This window comes from Listeria grandensis FSL F6-0971, from assembly GCF_000525835.1.
Classification (GTDB): Bacteria; Bacillota; Bacilli; order Lactobacillales; family Listeriaceae; genus Listeria_A; species Listeria_A grandensis.
Map to the genome: position 1 here is coordinate 41,137 of NZ_AODD01000019.1, position 21,721 is coordinate 62,857.

Here is a 21,721-nt window from a genome sequence, read left to right on the forward strand (position 1 = left end):
TTGCTATAGAACAACGAAATGAGGAAGTAATATGTCTATTAAAATGCGATTTATGCTGTCTTATATTGCGGTTATTATTTTGACGGGAACGTTTTTGATGTCAACCTTATTGCTAGGATTTTACGCGCTGACGGGGGTTTCACCAGGACAACTTTACAAATCAGCGACTCTGCAACGCCCGCTTTCCACAGATGAAGAAAATGCGTTTTTAGAGCTAAAGATGTTAGCTAAAAATATGCCAGATAACCTACTGGAATATCAGAATTTTAAAGGTCTTGAAAAGAGTGATGTTCAAGTGGTAGTTCGAAAAAATGATGCGATTGTATATTCTTCTGCGGATTTATCTAAGAAATCGCTATTGGTACACATGCCTGACTATGAATTGAACAATCTTAATATGCGTGGAACGCTAGATAACCAAGGTGATTTGTTCCGCTATATCAAGTTTGATTACACGTATTCTGATGGGTCGATGGGTAGTGTGATGGTGCTTCAGCCAGAGAACTCCTATACCGAAATCATCCAAAAATGGGGGATATATATTGTAGGTGCCGTCCTGCTATTTGGTTTTTTAGTGATCGGATTGTTGAGTTATTTCGTGGCTAAAAGTGTCGTGCAACCGATTGTACATCTAAAAGAAGGCGCGGAGAAAATTGAGGCAGGAAATCTAGATTTTGAGATGGAAGAAGCGAAGGGAAAAAATGAAATTGCCACTTTGATCTCCACGTTTGAAAAAATGAGAATTCGCCTTAAAAAATCGTTAGAGATGCAAGAACTGTACGAAACCAACCGAAAAGAGCTATTATCGAACATCTCGCATGATCTTAAAACACCGATTACTTCGATTGTCGGCTATATCGAGGGGATTCAAGACGGTGTCGCCAATACACCAGAGAAGCAAGCGAAATATTTAGAGATTGCACATACAAAAGCGAAGGATATGAATGCGTTGATTGATGAATTATTCCTGTTCTCCAAGCTTGATTTGCATAAAGAACCGTTCTGTTTTAGAAGAGTGGATATGAATGCATTACTAGCGCAAATTGCGGAAGAATCGGAGTTAAGCTTTGAAAAGGCGGAATTTGAATTGGTTATCCCTAATGAAAAAATGATAGCAGAAGCTGACCGCGAAAAATTAAAGCGCGTATTTGAGAATTTGATCCAAAATAGTATGAAGTACATGGATAAAGAGCAAGCAAAAATCATGATTCAGCTCGAAAAACAGCAGAATGATGCGATAATAACGATTAGCGATAATGGTAAAGGTATTTCAGAAGTGGGTCTGCTTTCTATTTTTGATCGGTTTTATCGAGAAGAAGTGTCACGAAATTCGAATACAGGTGGTAGTGGACTGGGGCTCTCGATTGCCAAACAGATTGTGGAAGAGCATCGAGGTGAGATCGGAGCGACGAGTGAGCTTGAGATCGGCACGAGTATTTGGATTAGGCTACCACTAAAGTTCAAGGAGGACAAAGAGCAATGAAACGGATTTTATTAATAGAAGATGAACTTGAAATTGCGGAATTAGAGCGCGATTATTTGGAGATTAGTGAAATGGAAGTTACGATGGAGCACAACGGTTTGAAGGGGCTGGAGCGGGCGTTACATGATGCGTTTGATTTGATCATTCTCGATGTTATGTTGCCAGATATGAATGGTTTTGATATTTGCCGCGAAATTCGAGCGAAGAAAGAAGTGCCGATTTTGCTCGTTTCTGCTCGAAAAGAAGATATTGATAAAATTCGTGGACTCGGCCTTGGAGCGGATGATTATATCACGAAACCATTTAGTCCGAGTGAGCTCGTGGCGCGTGTTAAGGCTCATTTAGCACGTTACGAACGACTCGCAAAAAGTACTATCGCGGTGCAAAACGAGATTTTACAGGTGCATGATTTGACGCTGGATTTAGATGGTCGTAAAGCATTTGTAGCAGATCAGGAGATTATTTTCACAACGAAGGAATTCGATTTACTTGTATTTTTAGCGAAGCGGCCGAACCGGGTGTGGAATAAGGAGCAACTTTTCGAGCAGATCTGGGGCATGCAAGCGGCGGGCGATGTGTCAACGGTCGTCGTTCATATCCGTAAAATTCGTGAAAAATTAGAGAACCACGGCGACTTTTCCGAATCCATCGAGACGATTTGGGGCGCGGGATATCGGTTTAATTTATAGATAAATAATGATTGGCCGGTGTGAACGAAAACTTCGTACCGGTTCTTTTTAATGCTGGCTGTGTGTTTTTGCTAAAGATGTGAAGCATACTCCAAACAAAGACTAGAAAATTAAATACAGCTTATAAAGTTAGCTTTTCTGTTCGATTTACGCTATGATGTTTTATAAGAAAACATAGACAGGAGTATGGAGTATGACTTTATTTCCAGATGATAGTAAAACGCTACACACAGATTTATACCAAATTAATATGATGAAGGCGTATTGGGATGATAATATCCATGAGCGCCGCGCTGTTTTTGAAGTATTTTTTCGCGATATGCCGTTTGACACGGGTTTCTGTGTTTTTGCAGGACTTGAGCGGATTATCGATTATATGGAGAACCTGCATTTTACAGATACAGACATTGCGTATTTGCGTGAAGAAACGGCTTTTGAAGAGGAATTCCTAGACTATCTCAAAAATTTACGGTTCACTGGAACGATTCGCTCGGTTGTAGAAGGTGAGTTTGTTTTCAAGACGGAGCCGATTATTCAAGTGGAGGCGAATTTGGCAGAGGCTCAGCTAATCGAAACAGCACTCCTCAATATTGTGAATTTCCAAACGCTGATCGCGACAAAAGCAGCACGAATCAAAAACGTCGTAGAAGGTGAACCGCTTGCTGAATTCGGCACAAGGCGCGCGCAAGAAATGGATGCAGCGCTTTGGGGCACACGTGCCGCTTACATTGGCGGCTGCGATTCTACGAGTAATATTCGTGCTGGCAAAATTTTCGGCATTCCAATTTCGGGCACGATGGCGCATTCGATGGTGCAAGCATATCGTGATGAATACAAGGCTTTCAAACGCTACGCCGAAACACACAAGGATTCTATTTTCCTAGTGGATACGTATGACACACTCAAATCCGGGATTCCAAATGCGATCAAAGTGGCACAAGAAATGGGCGACGCAATCAACTTTATCGGGATTCGTTTGGATAGTGGAGATATGGCATTTCTATCGAAAAAAGCCCGTCAAATGTTGGATGAAGCAGGATTCCCTCATGCGAAAATTTTTGCGTCGAGCGATTTGGATGAGACAACAATTCTACATTTGAAAGCACAAAAAGCAAAAATCGACGCGTGGGGCGTTGGTACGAAACTGATCACAGCATACGACCAACCAGCCTAGGTGCCGTTTACAAACTCGTTGCGATTGCCGATGAGAAGGATGTTTTGCAAGACTCCATCAAACTCTCCAGCAATACCGAAAAAGTCACCACACCTGCGAAAAAGAACGTGTACCGCATTATTACAAACGAAGGTGGACCAAAAGCAGAAGGCGATTACATCTGCTTGGAAAAAGAGTCATTAGAAGGCGTGGAGACCTTAACCATGTTCCATCCAATCCACACCTATATTACAAAAGAAGTGACAAATTTCACCGCGAAAGAATTATTGGTTCCAATTTACGAAAAAGGGGAACTAGTATATCAAAGACCATCTTTAGAACAGACTCGCAAATACAAAGAAGAAAATTTAGCCTTGCTTTGGGATGAATATCAACGAACGGTGCGTCCAGAACAATACCCGGTCGATTTAAGCGTGAAATGTTGGAAAAACAAAATGCAAAATATCGAAAATGTTCGTAAAACAGTGCAAAAACATTCACCGGTCAATTTTGATATTCCATTTTAAGCAAGTGAAGGGGGCAGAAAAATGAGTTTACAAAAGCAAATTATCGCGGAAATGCACGTGTTACCAAAAATCGATGAAACCGCCGAGATTCGCCAAAGTATCGAGTTTTTAAAGGCGTACTTGACGAAGTATCCATTCCTTAAAACATTGGTGTTGGGCATTTCTGGAGGTCAAGATTCGACGCTTGCCGGGAAATTATCACAAATGGCGATTAGCGAGTTACGCGAGGCGACGGGAGATGAGTCTTACCAGTTTATTGCTGTGCGTTTACCGTACGGGACACAATTCGATGAAGCCGATTGCCAAGATGCGCTTCATTTTATTGAGGCTGACCGCGTGGTGACGATTAATATTAAGGAAGCCGTTGATGCTAGCGTCGCCACATTACACGCTGCAGATATCGAGCTTTCCGATTTTGCAAAAGGCAATGAAAAAGCACGCGAGCGGATGAAGGCGCAATATAGCATTGCCGCGATGCATCATGGCGCTGTCGTCGGTACCGATCATTCCGCCGAAGCCGTCACGGGTTTTTACACCAAATATGGCGATGGCGGCACGGATATCAACCCGCTGTTTCGCTTGAACAAACGCCAGGGTAAGGCACTTTTAAAAACACTTGGCTGCCCAGAACACCTCTACTTGAAAAAACCAACCGCAGACCTAGAAGAAAACAAACCAGCACTACCCGATGAAGTCGCGCTTGGTGTCACATACGAGGATATCGATGACTACCTAGAAGGCAAAAAAATCCCAACAGAGACCGCGATTCAAATCGAGAATTGGTATTTAAAAACACAACATAAGCGCCATATGGCAATTACAATCTTTGATGACTTTTGGAAGAAATAGTTGGAGGAGGAGAGGACAATGAAAATCGCATTTGGTTTAATCACAAAATTCAAAGCCCATCCAGGAAATCGCAAAGCGCTCGTCAATATTTTGCTAGAGGTTGCGGTGGGGCTTGAACAATATAACGCATGCATCCAATACGTGGTCAGCGTGAACGAGGACGATCCAGAAACCGTGATTGTGACCGAAGTTTGGACTGATTCAGGGCATCACAAAGCATCGCTTGATAACGAAGAAGTAAAAGCTATCATCGAGCGTGCTAAACCACTTATCGCATCCGTTGAGAAAAGCATCAACATGGATGTCATCGGCGGAAAAGGATTATAAATTTTTAGGGCGTATATCCCGGATATACAGAAATCGAGCGAAAGCATTCGCATTCGCTCGATTTATTTAAGTTGTGTCCAAGGAGGCTTCCAAAATGAAAAAAACCGGCACGATCACAACGATACGACTCCAAGCCTATACAAAAGTAGATGCTATCCTTATTTCCCCCCAAGTTTAAAAATGCCGAAGCAGTTTTACAAGAACTCGAAATTCCGTGTGCCAATATCGACTCTTTATCGTTCGGAAGGATGCGAGGAGACGTTATCTTAAAGCAAACGCTCACATTGATGAAACCCTCGTTTTACGGTTGCAAGAATGCAGGGCAAACGTTACAATAAAGAGAAGGACTTGAAACACGCGCAACATACATAAATAAATTTTAAAGGGGTTTTGTGAAGGAATATGAAAGATTTTACAGAGCAAGAGAAAATTATCGTTCTTGATTTTGGTAGCCAGTACAACCAATTGATTACGCGTCGTATCCGCGAATTCGGCGTATACAGCGAGTTGCACCCACACACGATTACAGTGGAAGAGATGAAAGCACTGAATCCAACAGGAATTATTTTCTCTGGTGGCCCGAATAGTGTCTACGATGAAGGAGCTTTCCGTTGCGACGAAGACCTATTTGAGATGGGTGTTCCAATTCTTGGTATTTGCTACGGTATGCAACTGATGACGAATCATTTCGCTGGAAAAGTAGAGCCCGCCAAAGACCGTGAGTATGGCAAAGCGACGATCAACGTTGAGAAGCCATCGCGTCTTTTCGCAGCGCTACCAACCGATCAAATCGTCTGGATGAGTCACGGAGACCTCGTTGTTGCTGAGCCAGCAGGATTTGAAGTCACCGCTACTAGCGCATCATGCCCGATTGCAGCAATCACAAACGAAGACCGTAAAATGTACGGTGTGCAGTTCCATCCAGAAGTACAGCATTCTGTTCACGGCAACGAGTTGCTGAAGAACTTTGCGCTAAACATCTGTGGTTGCAAAGGCGATTGGACAATGGAGAATTTCATCGATGTGGAAGTAGCTAAAATCCGCGAACAAGTTGGCGACAAAAAAGTATTGCTAGCCCTTTCCGGTGGCGTAGACTCCTCTGTTGTTGGTGTTCTGATTCACAAAGCGATCGGCGACCAATTAACGTGTATCTTCGTTGATCACGGTTTATTGCGTAAAGGCGAAGCAGAGCAAGTGATGGAAACACTATACGGCGATTTCAATATGAACATTATTAAAGTCGATGCCAAAGAACGCTTCATGACGAAGCTTGCTGGCGTTTCCGACCCCGAGCAAAAGCGTAAAACGATCGGTAACGAGTTCATTTACGTGTTCGATGACGAAGCAACGAAGCTTGACGGCGTGGAATTCCTAGCACAAGGAACACTGTATACCGACATAATTGAAAGCGGAACAGCGACAGCACAAACGATCAAGTCCCACCATAACGTTGGCGGTTTGCCAGAAGACATGCAGTTCCAACTAATAGAACCATTAAATACACTATTTAAAGACGAAGTTCGCGCATTAGGACTAGAACTAGGCATGCCAGAAGCAATCGTATGGCGCCAACCGTTCCCAGGTCCAGGCCTAGGAATCCGGGTATTAGGCGAGATTACCGAAGAAAAACTAGAAATCGTCCGCGATTCCGATTATATTTTGCGTGAAGAAATCAAAAACGCAGGCCTTGACCGCGAAATTTGGCAGTACTTCACAGCCTTACCAAACATCCGCAGCGTAGGCGTGATGGGCGATGGTCGTACGTACGATCACACCGTTGTTATCCGCGCGGTAACTTCGATTGATGGCATGACAGCCGACTGGGCACGCATTCCGTGGGAAGTATTGGAGTTGATCTCGACGCGGATCGTGAACGAAGTGGCACATGTGAATCGTGTCGTGTATGATATTACAAGTAAGCCACCAGCGACGGTGGAGTGGGAATAGAGAGAGGTGAGTCGAAAATCCTTTAGTATCAAGGGTTTTCGGCTCTTTTTTATTTGGATTATTCAAATGGAAAATACATTTTATAGGAGGGCTCAAACCCTACTCGATTTTTAAATTTCAAGATCTAGTTTTTCCTAGATGCCACTCTATTCCAAAATGGTGTAATTTCTCAACCATAAATAATTTAGCTACTTATTTTGTGAATACAGTGACTAAGGGATGTTTTATCATAAACTTATTTACAAAAAACTAGGGACATGTTACCATATTGTAGAATGCATTGCATAATTATGGCGAAGAAGGGGTGAAAATATGCTTAGTGTAACTATAATCCTAGTCTGAGTGATTCAGTGAAATACTACTTACAATGAAAAGGGGAAATTTATAATGAGTATATTTGTAATTATTTTTATATTGATTATTTTACTAGCAGTATTTGTTTCAGTATTTTTGTTCTTAAGATTTAACTATAAACAGGGGCAAGGTTTGGCGAAAGAGGCATCTCCTCTTATTATTGCATATGCGGCCATTGTCTTCACTGCGATACCGTTAGTGGTACCTCAAGAAAAGGTTCCTGTTTTCTTCCCTGAATATGAAAATAAAATATCAGAAATTGAAAGGTTAAAAAAGGAAAACAATGAATTGAAATCAACCGTAGCTGGGCAAGTACAAGAACAAAATAATTTAGCCAAAAAGAATGAAGATTTAGCGCAAAAAAAACTACGCTGATGTGAATAAAGTATCTTTGGTTGTCAATGGTTTATTGAAAGAAGATGGGAATACTGCAGTTGCAAATGTCAATGATTCACTATACTATAACGAAGATATACTGAAAAATCTGATTAAGCAAGAATTAAGTTACAATGAAGATACTAAAACGCTCTACATAGGATCTGGAGGTAATCAAAAAATTACGAAACAAACATTAGCGGAACAATATGGTATCCTATACGGAGGTGAGAATTATACTTCTCTTGAGGATGCAGATGAAGATTACCATGTAGGTGGAGAGCTTATAAATGATGGTTTTGTTTTTAAAGGCTATAGCTTTTTAAATAACATGGCACTTTTAAATACAGATAATCAATTTACTAAAATAGAATTTGATATTGGAAAGGTAGATGAATCTACCAGTTCTCTGGAAGACGGCAAGCTGAAAATTGAGTTGAATGGAGAGAAAAAATATCAAGAAAATATTCGTGCTGATATAACTACGCACCACTTTGAATACGATATTACGGATGCAAAAACTTTGAAATTTCTATTAGCAGATAGTGATTCAAGTTTTGGTGTGTACAATGTTATTTTTACGAAATAATTAATATCAGAATAATATTATTACCAGCTTTAGAAGGAGGACGCAAATGGGCATTTTTGATTTCTTGAAAAATAAGGATAATATGAAAATAGAAAAAATTGTAAATAAAAATAAGTTAGATATCTACGTTAATGCTATTCCGTTAAATGTACGACGTTTACTGTATATTTCTGAGCAGAGAAGTATGATAAGAAAAAATCCAATTCAACATAAGGACCTTATCATTTCGATTGAAACAAGTAGTAATTTTGAACCATCTGAAATTATTACCTCTCTTCCAATAATGAACAGCTCTGCTGAACCTTTGGGCTACTATCCATCATATTATGAAATGAGCTCGGAGCAGAGATATCACTACTTACTCTTTCTAACTAATATTCAAAGGAATATAGATATTGGCTATGTATTTGTTTTTTATTATGGATTGGAAAGAAAAATATATTCAGATGACGATTTGTATGAGGCTGTAGAAATGATTGTGAGATTACAAAGGCATCACAAAAATTCTTCTTTCCTAACTTACTCTAATAATGCACTAATTTATGCAGCGATGAAGAAAAAAGATCCTAATATTCTATTGAAAATGAACTTGGATACACTAAGGCCAGAATTATTATTTTTGGTGAAAGGATCCTTTATAGGGAAATTTAACACAGAAGATTTAATTGTATTTGCTAAGGGAGTTGGCTATACTAATGACAGATATATAAAATCTAATAAAGATCTTTTTCAGCGAAATTTAACTGATCAACTGACAAATAAATTTGGTTCAGAGTACTATGTTTTGGATAAATCCCTAACGCTAGATACGAAGGCCAAAATCAGATTAGTACTGGCTAATGTATCGATAAGCAATAGAGAGTTTGAATATCCCAATACTCTTTTGAATTCTAAAATTCAATCTGATATATATTTGCTCCTAAAAGAAGCTCATAATATGACCAAAAAGGAAATTGCTAAAAGTAGAGTTGCAAAAATTAAAACTAGTTCTTCTTTTGAACAAATAAAAAAACAAAGTCCACCAATATTTATTCCAAAAGATGGTTTATCGATAAGAGAACGAATTTTATTGTCCAAGGAGCCTATAAAGGATGGTTTTGAAGAGGAAATGAAAGGTTTTGAATACTATAAGCAAAGAGATTATGAAGCGGCGGAAGAGTGGCTATTGCGCTCGGTAAAAGGCAATTTTGATGCACCTGCTTTGTATGAAAAACTTGGTGTCCTGTATCGGAAGCAAAAACGTTTTAGTGATGAAGTAGAAATTTTGAAAATAGGAATAAAAAATGTTATTTTCAATCCAAGATTAAATGAACGTTTAGCCAAAGCTATTGAATTAAATGAAAAACAAAAATTTAAAAATAAGAACCATAAATAGCTTTATCTCATAATAAAAACCTCCAACAAATTCGCCAGAGGTTTTCACACGTCATCTTCTCAACAATCTGCGCAATATATATGAAAGCACAAACCATAAAACTAAGCTTATCGCGATCGTCGTCACCCAACCGAGTGCATTATGCTCCAGCGGCAAAGGCATATTCATCCCGAAAAATCCGGTAACAATCGTGGGTACAGTTAACAAAATCGATAATACAGTCAAAATTTTAATTGTATCATTCAGATTATTATTCAAAATATTATTATACGTCCCAGAGAGCTGTTGCAAAATTTGCGATGATAATTGCATCATCTCAACTAGCTGCTTCGCCTCAATCACCGCATCGTCAAACTGCTCCTTCTCACTCGCATCGAGCGTCCGATAAACCACATGCGTCTTCACTTGCTCTAGTAAAACAAGATTTTGCTTCGAAGCGGAAACAAAATAAACAATGCCTGTCTCTAAATCAGATAATGAAAGCAAGTTTTGCTTCGTTGTTTTTTCTTTTAACTTGTCATTGATGATTTTTCGATCAATATCCATTTCCTCTACATATGGAAAAAAAGAATCAGTAATTAAAAATAGGCAACTAAACAGGCATTTAAACGTGCTCATCGCATCATTGTTAGCCAAATAATTTTTCAACTTCTCCGTTACGTAATGATTTTTGCTATTCGTCACCGTAATCAATTGCTGCCCTTTTATTAAAAATGTCATCGGAATCGTCTCGTAATGATTGTCAATTTTCCCAGGATTAGGCACATTGAAAAATAAAACAAAGGTATTCGTCGCGGCATCATATTCCAAGTGAGCACGTTCATTTCTATCCAAAGAATAAGCGACCACTTCATCATCAATATCATAATCCTTATAAAACTGCTCTAACTCAACACTACTATCGACATTTATATTAATCCAATCACACGTATTATTATTAAAAGGTATTGTAGTAATCATGAAATCAGCTCCCTCTTTCGCACGTAACCCTCTATTATTATAGCAGTAAATTTAAATAAAGAAAGTCTAAGTCGAAGCTTATTACGGCAAATGTTGCAAGACCCCGCGAACTGCGTTAAAATAACAGGGAAAGTGGAAAATAAGTTCTAGGATTGACATAATGACGAACGAATCCACCAAATTAAAGTGAGGTGTCTCCTGATGGCAAAAAATGAAACGAACCCAAAAGTGGATGAATACTTAGGCAAAGCAAAGAGATGGAAGACGGAATTCGAAACATTAAGAGCAATTGCGCTTGATTGCGGCTTATCTGAGGACATAAAGTGGAAAAATATTTGTTTTATGCATGAAGGCAGAAATATTGTTCTGATCCACGGTTTCAAGGAGTATTGTGCGCTTTTATTTATGAAAGGTGTTTTGCTCAAGGATCCGAGTGGTATTCTAATTCAACAAACAGAGAATGTGCAAGCAGCGCGCCAAATTCGTTTTAAAAAACTTGGAAGAGATCACAGAAATGGAACCGATTATCAAAGCTTATATTCATGAAGCCATCGAAGTAGAGAAATCAGGCGTGGAAGTAGAAATGAAGAAGGAAACGGAATTCACGGTTCCCGAAGAATTACAAAATCGTTTTGAAGAACAACCAGCTTTTAAAGAAGCCTTTGAGAAACTAACGCCAGGGCGTCAACGAGCCTATTTACTATTCTTCTCAGCACCGAAGCAATCGAAAACCCGCGATTCAAGAATTGACAAGTATATGGACCGGATTTTTGATGGTATTGGGTTGAACGACAGATACTAAATGAAGAAAATGGATTTCCTAGCATGCCGAGGGAATCCTTTTTTTGTCGCTCGTTTAGCGGAAGAATAAAATAGAACAAAAACGCCCAACCCAGTCTTGGGAAGGGCGAAGCGTTTGCTTTAAAACCATTGAATTAATAAGACGCCGCCAATCATGGAAAGTACGCCAAGTAGACGATAGCGATTAATTGGATGTGGAATAATCCCGAACCAACCGAAATGATCGATAGTCAGTGCGATAATCATTTGTCCACAGAGTGCTAAAACCACGGTAAGTGCCGATCCGAGGAGTGGTAAAAGCAATATATTCGACGTCACAAAAATAACACCTAATGCGCCGCCGGTAAATATCCACCAAGGAATTCGTCCAACTCCGTGTAATTGGAATGTTAATCTGCGCTCCACAAGAAGCGACAAGATTAGCAATAAAGTCATCCCGACTAAAAAAGAAATCAGCGAGGCAATGATGGGCGAATCTACCGCAATGCGAAGGCGGCTGTTAATCGAGGTTTGAATGGGGGACATCATCCCAGCGACGAGCCCCATACACATAAACGCGATCATCGATTTGGATCTTTTTGCTGTCATTAAAACCCCTCCTTAATATCGTTGCATCAAAATAACACCGAAAAACATCATTGCAATCCCAATTAATCTTGGCAAATTGAGCTCATGCACCGGCACACTAAACCATCCAAAATGATCGATCAAAAGCGCCATCACCATTTGCCCGCAAAGTGTAATGACAACAGTTAAGGCTGATCCAAGTCTTGGCATCAATAAAATATTTGATGTTAGGAAGAATACACCAAGCGCTCCGCCACCAAACCAAATCCACCACGGATTCACCGCAAACATATGCAAATCGAGTGTCCAACCATGTTCAACAGTAAGTGCTAATAGAATCAAAATCAAGCTTCCAATTAAAAAAGACACCCAAGAGGCGATAAAAGGTGATTTTGTGTAACCGCGAAGTCGCGAGTTCACGGCCGTTTGTACCGGAATCGTCATTCCAGCCATCAGACCAGCTAGCATCAAAAGTAGCGTCATTCAAAGAATCCCCCTTTTTCATAGTAGTCTCATTATAGAACAAACGTGCGGATCTGTCGTTTAAAAAGTCTTTTTAGCCAAAATTTCTTTTAACTTCTCCCAATCTGTCATTAAATCGGTCGCTATTTTTCGATTGTAAAAAATAGCGGCAGGGTGAAACGTTGGGAATACATGATATTCTTGCTCAGAAGCTACATATTTAGAATTAGACCCAATCTGTTTAATCTTGCCATGCCAAACACGCCCGTGGGATTCTGAAATGGTCATCTTATTATCGATTAGTCTTTTTAGCGCGCATCCCCCGAGTGCCACGATCAGTTTCGGTTTTACTTGTGAGATTTCGTAGTCTAATAATGGAGCATGTAGCAAAATTTCTTGCGTTTTCGGCATGCGATTCGGACGCTTGACGATTTTCTTCCCGGTTTTATCGATCATCATTTTTCTGCCAAAAGGGCGGCTACGAACAATGCTTGTAATATAGATTTGATCCCGCGTGAGTCCCGCTATTGCCAATGTTTTGTCCAGCTCTTTCCCAGATCGTCCAGTAAATGGAATCCCTGTTCGAATCTCTACCTCACCTGGTGCCTCTCCGATAAGCATAATATCAGGCGTGAAGTCGCCATTCCCAAATACAAAGCCTTCTAAATCGAAATCAGCATTTTTCGCGATAATAGGATCAATTAATTCTCTTGGATAAGTCATGCCAATCACTCCTAAACTTGAACTTTCTTCTATAAAATTATACCATGGGAGAATAAGGAGGACATTATCTATGCATTTTTTAAAGATTTTTTTCAATGTATTAGTGGTTATCGGGCTTATTTTGCTAGTTGGGAGGTTAGTGAGTCTTGCACTACAATTCGCAGGAATCCCATTCACGACATTTTTCATAGATCATTCTGTACCGTCACTTGCGATTCTTTTAGTAGGGGCGTTGGGCAGCTGGATCATCGAAAAACGCAAATAAAAAAAGGGTCTGCTATTATTTTCAGCAGGCCACTTTTGCTAGGCTAATAACCAATCGCTTTCCTAGCGTGAACATCCGTTACGAAGAAGACGCTTGACTCTCCACATATGTCATGGTCTAAGATAAGAGTATAAAAGTAAAGAGGAGGCAACAAGATGTTTAATATTTATCACGTATCTATTGCAACCGAACCAAATCCAGAAAACTGGGTAACAGAAGCTTGTTTCCCGATAAAGGAGTCTACTAATGAAATATGAATGGCGAAAACATGACAAGAAAATATATTTACCAAAAGAAAATCCTGAAATCATCGAACTAGGTCCGGTAAAATACATCACGATTTGTGGCAAAGGAAATCCGAATGCACCTGCTTTTTCGGAGTTAGTAACAGCCCTATACGCTACTGCTTACGCGATTAAAATGCTGCCTAAAAAAGGGATAACACCCGATGGATACTATGATTATACTGCATTTCCACTGGAGGGTTTTTGGAGTTTAGAAAAGGGCAGTCTGGTGCTTGATAAAGAGAAGCTGATTTACAAGCTCATGATTCGGCAACCTGATTTTGTGACACCAGAGTTGTTCGAAATTGCTAAAGAAGCCATCATAAAAAAAGTTTCAGCTGAACATCGTGACAAATTGGAATTAGAGGAAATAACAGAAGGATTAAACTTACAAATGTTGCACCTCGGAAGTTACGATGACGAACCAGCTTCATTTGCCAAAATGGAGGCATTTTGTGAGGCGAATAATTTAGAGCGTTTGAGCAAAGCGCATAAAGAAATCTATTTGACCGACGCCAGCAAAGTAAGCCCAGAAAAATTAAAAACAACATTACGGTTTCGGATTAAATATAAATAATCGACTTTTTGCGCCAAATTGAGACTGGTGCAAAAAGTTTTTTATATAGGGAAACCACTTCTATATAGAAGAAAGACGGATTTTTTATTTTTATCTTTTACATAATAATTGTTTTCTAGCTATTTTTCATACTATAATAGACATAGGGAATGCCATGTATGTTAGTAAGAATTGTGAGAAATGAGGTCAAGATTTGTTATGAGAACACAAGCATTGTCTAAAGAATACAACATTGTTAACGACAAAAAAAAGAATGCAAACCATTAAATTAATGGCCACTGCTCTCATCGTGATAATGTTAATTGTCGGCGCAGTGCTAGCTTTACGCGAATCAGTGCCAATTAATTTTACAGTATGGGGTATTATCCTATTTTGCATTGCACTGTATATTATTTTTACTATCCATGAGCTTATCCACGGACTTCTTTTCTGGATATTCAGTAATGATAAAATCAAGTTGAGCCATCGAAAAGGGTTTTTATATTTCAACTGTCCCAATCAATCTTTTTCAAAATGGCAGTATCAGATTATTACGATTGGCCCATGTGTTCTTTTAACCCTAATTCTAGTCATTTTAGCATTAGAATTTCCGGTAGATCTTGTGGCTATTTATTTGCTGATCACTGCACATTCAGGTTTTTGTATGGCAGATATATACACGATGAAACTAATATCATCTGCACCAAAAAAAGCACAAATAAAAGATACGAGAGAAGGTATCCAGATTGTGTCAGAAAAATAACTAAAATTACGCTTCTCAGTCTTAAGTTGGTTGCTATTGGGGTAGCTTTTCGTATACAATGAGAGGATAGGATAAAAAGGGCATCAAGGTATAGAAAGTAGGTTTTTAAACAGAATGAGACGTCGAAAAAAAGCGCCACTTCTTATTGGAATTTTACTTGCAGTCGTTTTAGTCGGCGGAATGGCTTTTATCGCAGTTGACAAGCTGTTTTTAAAAGATGATGACCCCGTAGAAATAACATATGTCGACCCAAAACAAGAATTTATTGAACTGCTTGCCGGACATGCACAACAAATACAAGATCAAGAAGGAATTTTGACAAGTATCACTCTAGCCCAAGCGATTTTGGAGTCTAACTGGGGGGACAGTGGGCTGGCAACGAAAGGTCGGAATTTATTTGGTATCAAGGGCGAGTACCAGCAAGACTCTGTGACAATGCAAACCCAGGAGTACGAAAATAATCAGTGGGTTACGGTTGATGCAGCATTCCGAAAGTATCCAACTTGGTTCGAATCACTTGACGATCACGCCGCACTTTTTCTGAAAGGAACCTCGTGGGACAAAAATAAATATCGTGAAGTTATCCAAGCTAAAGACTACAAAACAGCTGCGCAGGCTTTGCAAAAATCAGGATATGCAACTGATCCAGAATATGCTACGAAGCTAATTGATCTTATCGAACAACAGGATTTGCAAGCATACGACAAAATTTATGATCCAATTGTGTACACGAAAGCAGTCAATCTAATAGGGGTGCCTATCATTACAAAAGACACTGCAATTTGGTCTAGCCCACAGAGAACAAAAAACGCAAAAAAAATAAATAATTTAGCTAAATATGGAAATGAAAAGCTAGAAATTGTTCAAGAAATGAAGCTTGGAAATAGGATATGGTATCAGCTGAAAGTGGATCAAAAAACACTAGGTTGGGTAAATAAAGATGTGATTCGCATTAAAACGCTCTGAAATTAGAGCGTTTTTTTGATGTGTTCAAGAAAAACACATATGTTCGCATTGGCTTTATAAAGCGGTCTATACAGCCGTTGTAATATTATAAACAGAAATGAAACGTTCCTGTAACCTAAATGAAACACTAATTTTGCTAGAATGAACCCTGTTGATTTGAAAAGATACATGAAAACAAAAATACTATAAAAAATTTCAGAAAGAAGTGTAGAATAAATCGAATGAAAAAATCAGTCAAACGCAACTTAGCTATTCTAGGAACCATTGGAATGATGATGGGCACAGTTGGTATTCCTGTTAGCACATATGCGGCAGAACGAGAAAATAATTCACAAATAAGCTACACAAATTCCCAACAAAATTTCCTTGATAAAATAGTTCCAGATGCCCAGAAACTACAACGCGAGCAGGGGATTTTAACAAGTGTTACTATTGCTCAAGCTATTCTAGAATCAGGATGGGGAAACAGTGGTTTAACGCAGCAAGCCAATAATTTATTTGGAATTAAAGGTAGCTACGAAGGCCAATCTATCACGATGAATACGAAAGAATTTTATAATAATAGCTGGACGACAATTGATGCAGCCTTCCGTGCTTACCCGAGTTATTATGAGTCGCTAGAGGATCACGCGCTACTATTTGTTAACGGACCATCGTGGAGCCCAAACAAATATGCAAGCTTGGTCGGCGAAGAGGATTACCGAGTAGCGGCACAGATTATTGAGGATGGTGGTTATGCAACGGATCCTAATTATGCCGAACAGCTTATTGAAACTGTAGAAACATACGGGCTTGCCAAGTATGACCAAGTTTATGATACAGTCACAGCAAAAACAACTATCTATGCATATGGACAAGCGAAACCAAATACACAAAGCACGGTCTGGAGCTTACCAAATACGCTAAAAGGCGCAACGGAAAAAGCATCCCTGTCTAAGTATAAAGGCAAAAACTTACGGCTGACTAACCGAGCGAAAGTAAGCAATGGTTCGACTTGGTATGAAGCCACTTTAAACGGCGTTCATATTGGTTGGATCAATGCTACAGACTTAAATCTTGTGTACACAACTTCGATGGAACAAGAAGTAAATTTAATCCGAGGTGTTGAAAAAGCCGATGGAAAAATTTATGCGTTTCCGATAGTCGATGCAAGTACTGCTCGAGGAACACTTGTAGCTTTAGAGGAAGTGCATGTAGATAGACAAGCTGTAATTAACAACCAAATTTGGTATCGCATTAATGATGGCGATAAACGGCTAGGCTGGGTTGAGTCTCCAGTACTAAAATAAAAAAATCTCGTATCCGATAAAAAGGGTACGAGATTTTTTTAGTGTTTTAAAGGATTTTAAGAAAATACGTCGAATATAAATACTATAGCTTTAAATAGTAATTGTGAGTTCAACAGGGCAATGATCAGAGCCTGAATCTCAGCATGTATGGAAGCACTCTCTATATGAGTAGCGATTCTGTTAGAAACGATGAAATAGTCAATGCGCCAACCAGTATTTCTAGCACGAGCGTTCATCCGATAGGACCACCAAGAATAGGCACCTTCTGTGTCTGGATGCAAATATCTAAAGGAATCGGTGAAACCATTGGCAAGCAAATCAGTGAACTTCCCACGCTCTTCATCTGAGAATCCAGCATTTTTGCGGTTTGTCTTGGGGTTTTTTTAAATCGATTTTCTTTGTGTGCTACATTTAGATCACCACAAACAATTACAGGTTTTACGCTATCCAATTTTTTTAAATGAGCCAAGAAAGCATCTTCCCAGTCCATTCGGTAGTCTAATCGTTTCAACTCATTTTGCGAATTTGGTGTGTACACAGTAATCATATAGAATTTCGGAAATTCGAGTGTGATGACACGGCCCTCTTGATCATGTTCTTCTATGTCTAAACCATAGTATACGTTAAGCGGCTCGATTTTAGAGAAAATAGCTGTACCAGAGTAGCCTTTTTTCACAGCGTAATTCCAGTAATCATGATATCCTGATAAGTCTAGATCAATCTGTCCCTCTTGTAATTTTGTTTCTTGAAGACAGAATAAATCTGCGTCTACTGTTTGGAAATAATCCATAAATCCTTTTTTCTCCGCAGCTCTAAGGCCATTCACATTCCAAGAAATTAATTTCAATTTTATCACTCCTCCAATTACTAATATTATACCTTATATTAATTATTCGGTATAATATGAGGCAGGAGGTGGATGATGAAATATATAATTTTTCTGCGAGCAATCAATGTGGGCGGGAATCGTAGAATCAAGATGGCTGACTTAAGAGAAGCATTGACAAGCGAGGGATATCGGAACGTTTCAACGTATATCCAGACTGGAAATATTATTGCTGAGCACGAAGAAGAGAGTTACGAAGCCATTCAAAGGAACATCGAACATATTATTAAAGTGCATCTTAAATTTGATGTACCAACAGTTGCTTTTCAGTTAGAAGAATATGAACGAGGGGTCAGAGCTAAAGCCTTTCAAGGTGACCGTTTGATGCTCCATTTCTTAGATAGGATACCGAGTGAGGATGCAGTTCTTCGGCTTATAGAGCTAAGCCAAGGTGATAAAGATGAATTTAAAATAATAGATAGGTTTCTATATGTTTCACTGACAGAAGGAGTATCAGATAGTTTGTTTTCAAATAAATTCGTCGAAAAGACACTGCAAGTAAAGGCAACAGCGAGAAATTGGAATACCGTAATGAAAATGAATGAAAAAAGTAAGCAATAAGCGTATACTGATACTGAGATACATTTTAAATAGGGGGGGTCATTGGCGTGAAAAATGAAATAATCGAACGTTTTATCAGATATGTAAAAGTCGATACACAGTCAAATGAAGCGAGTGAAACGGTGCCAACAACACCAGGCAAATGGAGTTAGCCAAAATACTAGTAGAAGAACTAAAGCAAATTGGTATGGAGGAGGTGACTGTTGATAGTAATGGCTATGTTATGGCCACGCTTTCTAGTAATACTACAAAGGATATACCGACAATTGGATTTTTAGCGCATATCGACACTGCGACAGACATGACAGGTAAGAATGTTTCTCCACAAATTCATGAAAATTTTGATGGCAATGCTATTACGCTAAATGCAGAGTTAGATGTTGTGCTTTCACCAGAAGCATTTCCGGAGCTACCTACATATAAAGGGCAGACGATTATTACGACGGACGGGACTACGCTTCTTGGGGCTGATGACAAAGCAGGTATAGCAGAAATAATGGTAGCAATGAACCATTTGATTCATCATCCTGAAATAAAGCACGGTCGAATTCGAGTAGCATTTACACCTGATGAGGAAATTGGGCGTGGTCCGCATCACTTTGATGTGGATACTTTTGGTGCTGAGTTTGCCTATACAATGGATGGGGGACCTCTAGGTGAATTGGAATATGAGAGCTTTAATGCCGCCGCAGCGAGACTTATATTTAAAGGAAATAGTGTACATCCTGGGACAGCCAAGAATAAAATGGTTAATGCAAATAAAATGGCAATGGAGTTTCATGCGCACTTACCTGAATCTGAAGTCCCGGAACATACCGAGGGCTATGAAGGATTCTACCATTTGATTTCTTTAAATGGGGATGTCGAGCTAGCTAAGTCTTATTATATAATCCGTGATTTCGATCATGACTCATTTATTAAAAGAAAAGAAAAGTTTATTGCCATAGCCAATCAATTAAAAGCTGAATATGGAGAAGATAAGATAATTTTAGAAATGAATGATCAGTACTACAATATGAAAGAAAAAATTGAACCGGTCAAAGAAATAGTTGATATGGCACATAAAGCAATGAAAAATTTAGATGTTGAACCTGATATTCGCCCGATAAGAGGTGGAACAGATGGTTCTCAGTTATCTTTTAAAGGTATGCCAACACCCAATATTTTTACAGGTGGAGAGAACTATCATGGGAAATTTGAATACATCTCCGTTGAGAGTATGATTAAGGCGACAGAAGTCATTATAGAAATAGCTCGCTTGTTTGAGGACGAAGCTTAAAGTTGCGCAGTATATTATTATAAAACAAGGGCTCAATGGATTAGAGAGAGATTCGTAGCATATCTCTAATCCACAGAGCCCATGTCTAACTCATTTAGGAGATACGGAGACTTGTCCATTCTCCAAAGAAATCACTGCTACATCATGCTTGTAAAAAGACGATAAATTATCCACTGTGAGCATTTCAGTAGTTTTCCCTGCGTCGTAGGTTTTACCATCTCGAAGTAACAGTGTATATTCGAAACATGGTAATATCTCTTCGGTATGGTGTGTTACGTAAAGAATTGTTGGTGCATGTGGTAGTGTTGAGATTTTGGATATTTTTTCTAATAGGCGTTTTTTTGCGAAAATATCTAAACCGGTGCAAGGTTCATCGAGTATGAGTAACTTAGGTTCTGCTATAAGAGCTCGAGCAATAAGTACAATTTGCCTCTCTCCTTGCGATAGAACAGCATATGGTTTACCTATAAGTTCTTTACCACCACAGTCTGCTAATAGTGATCGGGCCAATGCCATTTCTTCTATAGTAGTTTTTTGATATAAGCCAATACTAGCAAATTTGCCACTCAGTACAATGGATTCAGCAGAATCATACTCCTTTAACTGTTGTTGTAATGACGAGCTTACCCAGCCAATAGATTTACGGAGGTTGGGTAAGGAAGTTTCGCCAAAACGTCGCCCTAAAACTGTGAGAGAGCCAGAGGTAGGCCATAGATAACCGTTTAATAATTTTAATAACGTAGTCTTTCCTGATCCATTTAGTCCAAGAACTGCCCAATTTTCTTTATGATGTACTTCCCAATCGATAGCATGCAATAAAAATTTTTCATCACGCTTTAAATATACTTGATCGAATTTAAACAAACTGACTCCTCCTAAAATGTGTTATCTTTTTATCTATTTTACATAAGTATTAGAAAATTTGGAAATATAAAGTGAGGTAGTAATAAGATGAATAATCTAGTTTTGGAGAAAGCGAAAGAATTTATTAAACAAGAGTTTGCAAATGAAGTGACAGGCCATGACTGGTATCATATTGATAGGGTGTATAAAATGGCAACGCAGCTTCAGAGTAAAGAAGGTGGTAATTTAAAGATCATTCAATTAGCGGCTCTTTTTCATGATTTTACAGATAAAAAGCTAAAAGAATATCCAGAAGAAGCAGAGCGGCAAATGATAGCATGGCTTAGAGAAAATAATTTAAGCGAAATGGAAATAGAAATGATTTCGAATGTAATAAAAAATATCTCATATAGCAACGAATCGAGTCATTCTCATGATCTTAGCTTAGAAACAAAAATTGTACAAGATGCAGATCGCTTGGACGCAATTGGAGCAATAGGAATTGCTAGATGCTTTACGTATGGTGGGTCTGAAGGAAGACAAATCTATAATCCAGAAAATAAAGAGGCGACGAGTGTCCAACATTTTTTTGATAAGCTTTTAAATATAAAGGGCATAATTCAAACAGGTTCGGCGAAAGAAGTGGCAGACACGAGGCATTGTATCTTGATATCTTTCTTAAAAGAGCTTGAAAATGAATGCAATATACAATTTTAATGAATTAAAACAAAACAGTTGCATTTTATGAATATATATTATATACTTAAAAAGTTCTCGATTTGAGAGCTTCGAAATATTAATAAAAAATAAGTTGTTGACACGCTGATGAGTTATATGATAAGATATGA

General features: G+C 38.8%; 20 protein-coding genes and 4 pseudogenes. 18 read left to right on the forward strand and 6 right to left on the reverse strand.

Annotated features, from left to right (window positions below):
• The first annotated feature begins 31 nt into the window (after nt 1-31).
• From PGRAN_RS11320 to PGRAN_RS11355, 9 genes and pseudogenes are all read left to right on the forward strand, one after another.
• Nucleotides 32-1,483, forward strand: a complete 1,452-nt coding sequence (locus PGRAN_RS11320) for a sensor histidine kinase (protein WP_036067207.1) — start codon at nt 32-34, stop codon at nt 1,481-1,483.
• Entirely contained in the window at nt 1,480-2,172 is a 693-nt protein-coding gene (locus PGRAN_RS11325) for a response regulator transcription factor (protein WP_036067208.1), read from the forward strand. The genes PGRAN_RS11320 and PGRAN_RS11325 overlap by 4 nt, the downstream gene beginning before the upstream one ends.
• A gap of 193 nt (nt 2,173-2,365) precedes the next feature.
• Nucleotides 2,366-3,852: pseudogene (locus PGRAN_RS11330) on the forward strand (nicotinate phosphoribosyltransferase).
• A 21-nt stretch (nt 3,853-3,873) separates the two neighbouring features.
• Complete coding sequence (nadE, locus tag PGRAN_RS11335; protein WP_036067209.1) at nt 3,874-4,701, forward strand: ammonia-dependent NAD(+) synthetase; 828 nt, start codon at nt 3,874-3,876, stop codon at nt 4,699-4,701.
• An 18-nt stretch (nt 4,702-4,719) separates the two neighbouring features.
• Nucleotides 4,720-5,028: a putative quinol monooxygenase gene (locus tag PGRAN_RS11340; RefSeq protein ID WP_036067210.1), complete on the forward strand. Its 309-nt coding sequence runs from the start codon at nt 4,720-4,722 to the stop codon at nt 5,026-5,028.
• A 402-nt stretch (nt 5,029-5,430) separates the two neighbouring features.
• On the forward strand, nt 5,431-6,975 hold the full coding sequence (gene guaA / locus PGRAN_RS11345) for a glutamine-hydrolyzing GMP synthase (RefSeq protein ID WP_036067212.1): 1,545 nt from the start codon (nt 5,431-5,433) through the stop codon (nt 6,973-6,975).
• A 387-nt stretch (nt 6,976-7,362) separates the two neighbouring features.
• Nucleotides 7,363-7,704 carry a hypothetical protein gene (locus PGRAN_RS17035; RefSeq protein ID WP_206537366.1) on the forward strand — a complete coding sequence of 114 codons (342 nt, stop codon included), beginning with the start codon at nt 7,363-7,365 and terminating at the stop codon, nt 7,702-7,704.
• 34 nt (nt 7,705-7,738) lie between these two features.
• Nucleotides 7,739-8,293, forward strand: coding sequence for a hypothetical protein (locus tag PGRAN_RS17040; protein WP_206537367.1), 555 nt, complete (start codon nt 7,739-7,741; stop codon nt 8,291-8,293).
• A gap of 46 nt (nt 8,294-8,339) precedes the next feature.
• Nucleotides 8,340-9,668, forward strand: a complete 1,329-nt coding sequence (locus PGRAN_RS11355; protein ID WP_036067213.1) for a TerB N-terminal domain-containing protein — start codon at nt 8,340-8,342, stop codon at nt 9,666-9,668.
• Between the two features lie 51 nt (nt 9,669-9,719).
• On the opposite strand, the gene PGRAN_RS11360 is transcribed toward PGRAN_RS11355, so the two are convergent.
• Entirely contained in the window at nt 9,720-10,628 is a 909-nt protein-coding gene (locus PGRAN_RS11360; RefSeq protein ID WP_036067215.1) for a magnesium transporter CorA family protein, read from the reverse strand.
• A gap of 201 nt (nt 10,629-10,829) precedes the next feature.
• On the opposite strand from PGRAN_RS11360, the pseudogene PGRAN_RS11365 reads away from it, so the two are divergent.
• Nucleotides 10,830-11,430: pseudogene (locus tag PGRAN_RS11365) on the forward strand (YdeI/OmpD-associated family protein).
• Between the two features lie 119 nt (nt 11,431-11,549).
• Here the strand turns inward: PGRAN_RS11365 and PGRAN_RS11370 are convergent.
• The 3 genes from PGRAN_RS11370 to PGRAN_RS11380 are packed head-to-tail and all read right to left on the reverse strand — an operon-like array spanning nt 11,550 to nt 13,181.
• Complete coding sequence (locus tag PGRAN_RS11370) at nt 11,550-12,017, reverse strand: DMT family transporter (protein ID WP_036067216.1); 468 nt, start codon at nt 12,015-12,017, stop codon at nt 11,550-11,552.
• A gap of 12 nt (nt 12,018-12,029) precedes the next feature.
• Entirely contained in the window at nt 12,030-12,479 is a 450-nt protein-coding gene (locus tag PGRAN_RS11375) for a DMT family transporter (protein WP_036067218.1), read from the reverse strand.
• Nucleotides 12,480-12,539: 60 nt separating this feature from the next.
• Nucleotides 12,540-13,181: a uracil-DNA glycosylase gene (locus PGRAN_RS11380; RefSeq protein WP_036067220.1), complete on the reverse strand. Its 642-nt coding sequence runs from the start codon at nt 13,179-13,181 to the stop codon at nt 12,540-12,542.
• Between the two features lie 70 nt (nt 13,182-13,251).
• Between PGRAN_RS11380 and PGRAN_RS11385 the strand changes: the two genes are divergently transcribed.
• The 5 genes from PGRAN_RS11385 (at nt 13,252) to PGRAN_RS11405 (ending at nt 17,304) form a co-directional block, all read left to right on the forward strand.
• Complete coding sequence (locus PGRAN_RS11385; RefSeq protein ID WP_036067222.1) at nt 13,252-13,446, forward strand: hypothetical protein; 195 nt, start codon at nt 13,252-13,254, stop codon at nt 13,444-13,446.
• A gap of 246 nt (nt 13,447-13,692) precedes the next feature.
• Nucleotides 13,693-14,307 (forward strand): GyrI-like domain-containing protein, encoded by a 615-nt coding sequence (locus tag PGRAN_RS11390; protein WP_036067224.1) that lies wholly within the window; start codon nt 13,693-13,695, stop codon nt 14,305-14,307.
• Nucleotides 14,308-14,560: 253 nt separating this feature from the next.
• Nucleotides 14,561-15,049 (forward strand): DUF3267 domain-containing protein, encoded by a 489-nt coding sequence (locus tag PGRAN_RS11395; RefSeq protein WP_206537368.1) that lies wholly within the window; start codon nt 14,561-14,563, stop codon nt 15,047-15,049.
• 114 nt (nt 15,050-15,163) lie between these two features.
• Nucleotides 15,164-16,015, forward strand: a complete 852-nt coding sequence (locus PGRAN_RS11400; RefSeq protein ID WP_036067226.1) for a glucosaminidase domain-containing protein — start codon at nt 15,164-15,166, stop codon at nt 16,013-16,015.
• 221 nt (nt 16,016-16,236) lie between these two features.
• A complete protein-coding gene (locus tag PGRAN_RS11405) occupies nt 16,237-17,304 on the forward strand; it encodes a glucosaminidase domain-containing protein (RefSeq protein ID WP_036067227.1) in 1,068 nt (355 codons plus the stop codon).
• Between the two features lie 90 nt (nt 17,305-17,394).
• Here the strand turns inward: PGRAN_RS11405 and PGRAN_RS11410 are convergent.
• A pseudogene (locus tag PGRAN_RS11410) lies at nt 17,395-18,151 on the reverse strand (exodeoxyribonuclease III).
• A 72-nt stretch (nt 18,152-18,223) separates the two neighbouring features.
• Between PGRAN_RS11410 and PGRAN_RS11415 the strand changes: the two are divergent.
• Together PGRAN_RS11415 and pepT are read left to right on the forward strand one after the other, a co-directional pair.
• The gene (locus tag PGRAN_RS11415; RefSeq protein WP_077914673.1) at nt 18,224-18,751 is read left to right on the forward strand and encodes a DUF1697 domain-containing protein; all 528 of its coding nucleotides are present in this window, start codon (nt 18,224-18,226) and stop codon (nt 18,749-18,751) included.
• Between the two features lie 47 nt (nt 18,752-18,798).
• A pseudogene (gene pepT, locus PGRAN_RS11420) lies at nt 18,799-20,030 on the forward strand (peptidase T).
• Between the two features lie 90 nt (nt 20,031-20,120).
• Here the strand turns inward: pepT and PGRAN_RS11425 are convergent.
• Nucleotides 20,121-20,894 carry an ABC transporter ATP-binding protein gene (locus PGRAN_RS11425; RefSeq protein ID WP_036067229.1) on the reverse strand — a complete coding sequence of 258 codons (774 nt, stop codon included), beginning with the start codon at nt 20,892-20,894 and terminating at the stop codon, nt 20,121-20,123.
• Nucleotides 20,895-20,981: 87 nt separating this feature from the next.
• On the opposite strand from PGRAN_RS11425, the gene PGRAN_RS11430 reads away from it, so the two are divergent.
• Nucleotides 20,982-21,590 carry an HD domain-containing protein gene (locus PGRAN_RS11430; RefSeq protein ID WP_036067230.1) on the forward strand — a complete coding sequence of 203 codons (609 nt, stop codon included), beginning with the start codon at nt 20,982-20,984 and terminating at the stop codon, nt 21,588-21,590.
• Nucleotides 21,591-21,721: the final 131 nt, after the last annotated feature.

Coding starts and splice junctions, on each gene's coding strand:
- PGRAN_RS17035 (WP_206537366.1), top strand. CDS start 7,363: ATGAGTATATTTGTAATTATTTTTATATTGATTATTTTACTAGCAGTA.
- guaA (WP_036067212.1), top strand. CDS start 5,431: ATGAAAGATTTTACAGAGCAAGAGAAAATTATCGTTCTTGATTTTGGT.
- PGRAN_RS11415 (WP_077914673.1), top strand. CDS start 18,224: ATGATGAAATATATAATTTTTCTGCGAGCAATCAATGTGGGCGGGAAT.
- nadE (WP_036067209.1), top strand. CDS start 3,874: ATGAGTTTACAAAAGCAAATTATCGCGGAAATGCACGTGTTACCAAAA.
- PGRAN_RS11405 (WP_036067227.1), top strand. CDS start 16,237: ATGAAAAAATCAGTCAAACGCAACTTAGCTATTCTAGGAACCATTGGA.
- PGRAN_RS11400 (WP_036067226.1), top strand. CDS start 15,164: ATGAGACGTCGAAAAAAAGCGCCACTTCTTATTGGAATTTTACTTGCA.
- PGRAN_RS11390 (WP_036067224.1), top strand. CDS start 13,693: ATGAAATATGAATGGCGAAAACATGACAAGAAAATATATTTACCAAAA.
- PGRAN_RS11370 (WP_036067216.1), bottom strand. CDS start 12,017: ATGACAGCAAAAAGATCCAAATCGATGATCGCGTTTATGTGTATGGGG.
- PGRAN_RS11360 (WP_036067215.1), bottom strand. CDS start 10,628: ATGATTACTACAATACCTTTTAATAATAATACGTGTGATTGGATTAAT.
- PGRAN_RS11325 (WP_036067208.1), top strand. CDS start 1,480: ATGAAACGGATTTTATTAATAGAAGATGAACTTGAAATTGCGGAATTA.
- PGRAN_RS11385 (WP_036067222.1), top strand. CDS start 13,252: ATGCATTTTTTAAAGATTTTTTTCAATGTATTAGTGGTTATCGGGCTT.
- PGRAN_RS11355 (WP_036067213.1), top strand. CDS start 8,340: ATGGGCATTTTTGATTTCTTGAAAAATAAGGATAATATGAAAATAGAA.
- PGRAN_RS11340 (WP_036067210.1), top strand. CDS start 4,720: ATGAAAATCGCATTTGGTTTAATCACAAAATTCAAAGCCCATCCAGGA.
- PGRAN_RS11320 (WP_036067207.1), top strand. CDS start 32: ATGTCTATTAAAATGCGATTTATGCTGTCTTATATTGCGGTTATTATT.
- PGRAN_RS11380 (WP_036067220.1), bottom strand. CDS start 13,181: ATGACTTATCCAAGAGAATTAATTGATCCTATTATCGCGAAAAATGCT.
- PGRAN_RS11395 (WP_206537368.1), top strand. CDS start 14,561: ATGCAAACCATTAAATTAATGGCCACTGCTCTCATCGTGATAATGTTA.
- PGRAN_RS11375 (WP_036067218.1), bottom strand. CDS start 12,479: ATGACGCTACTTTTGATGCTAGCTGGTCTGATGGCTGGAATGACGATT.
- PGRAN_RS11430 (WP_036067230.1), top strand. CDS start 20,982: ATGAATAATCTAGTTTTGGAGAAAGCGAAAGAATTTATTAAACAAGAG.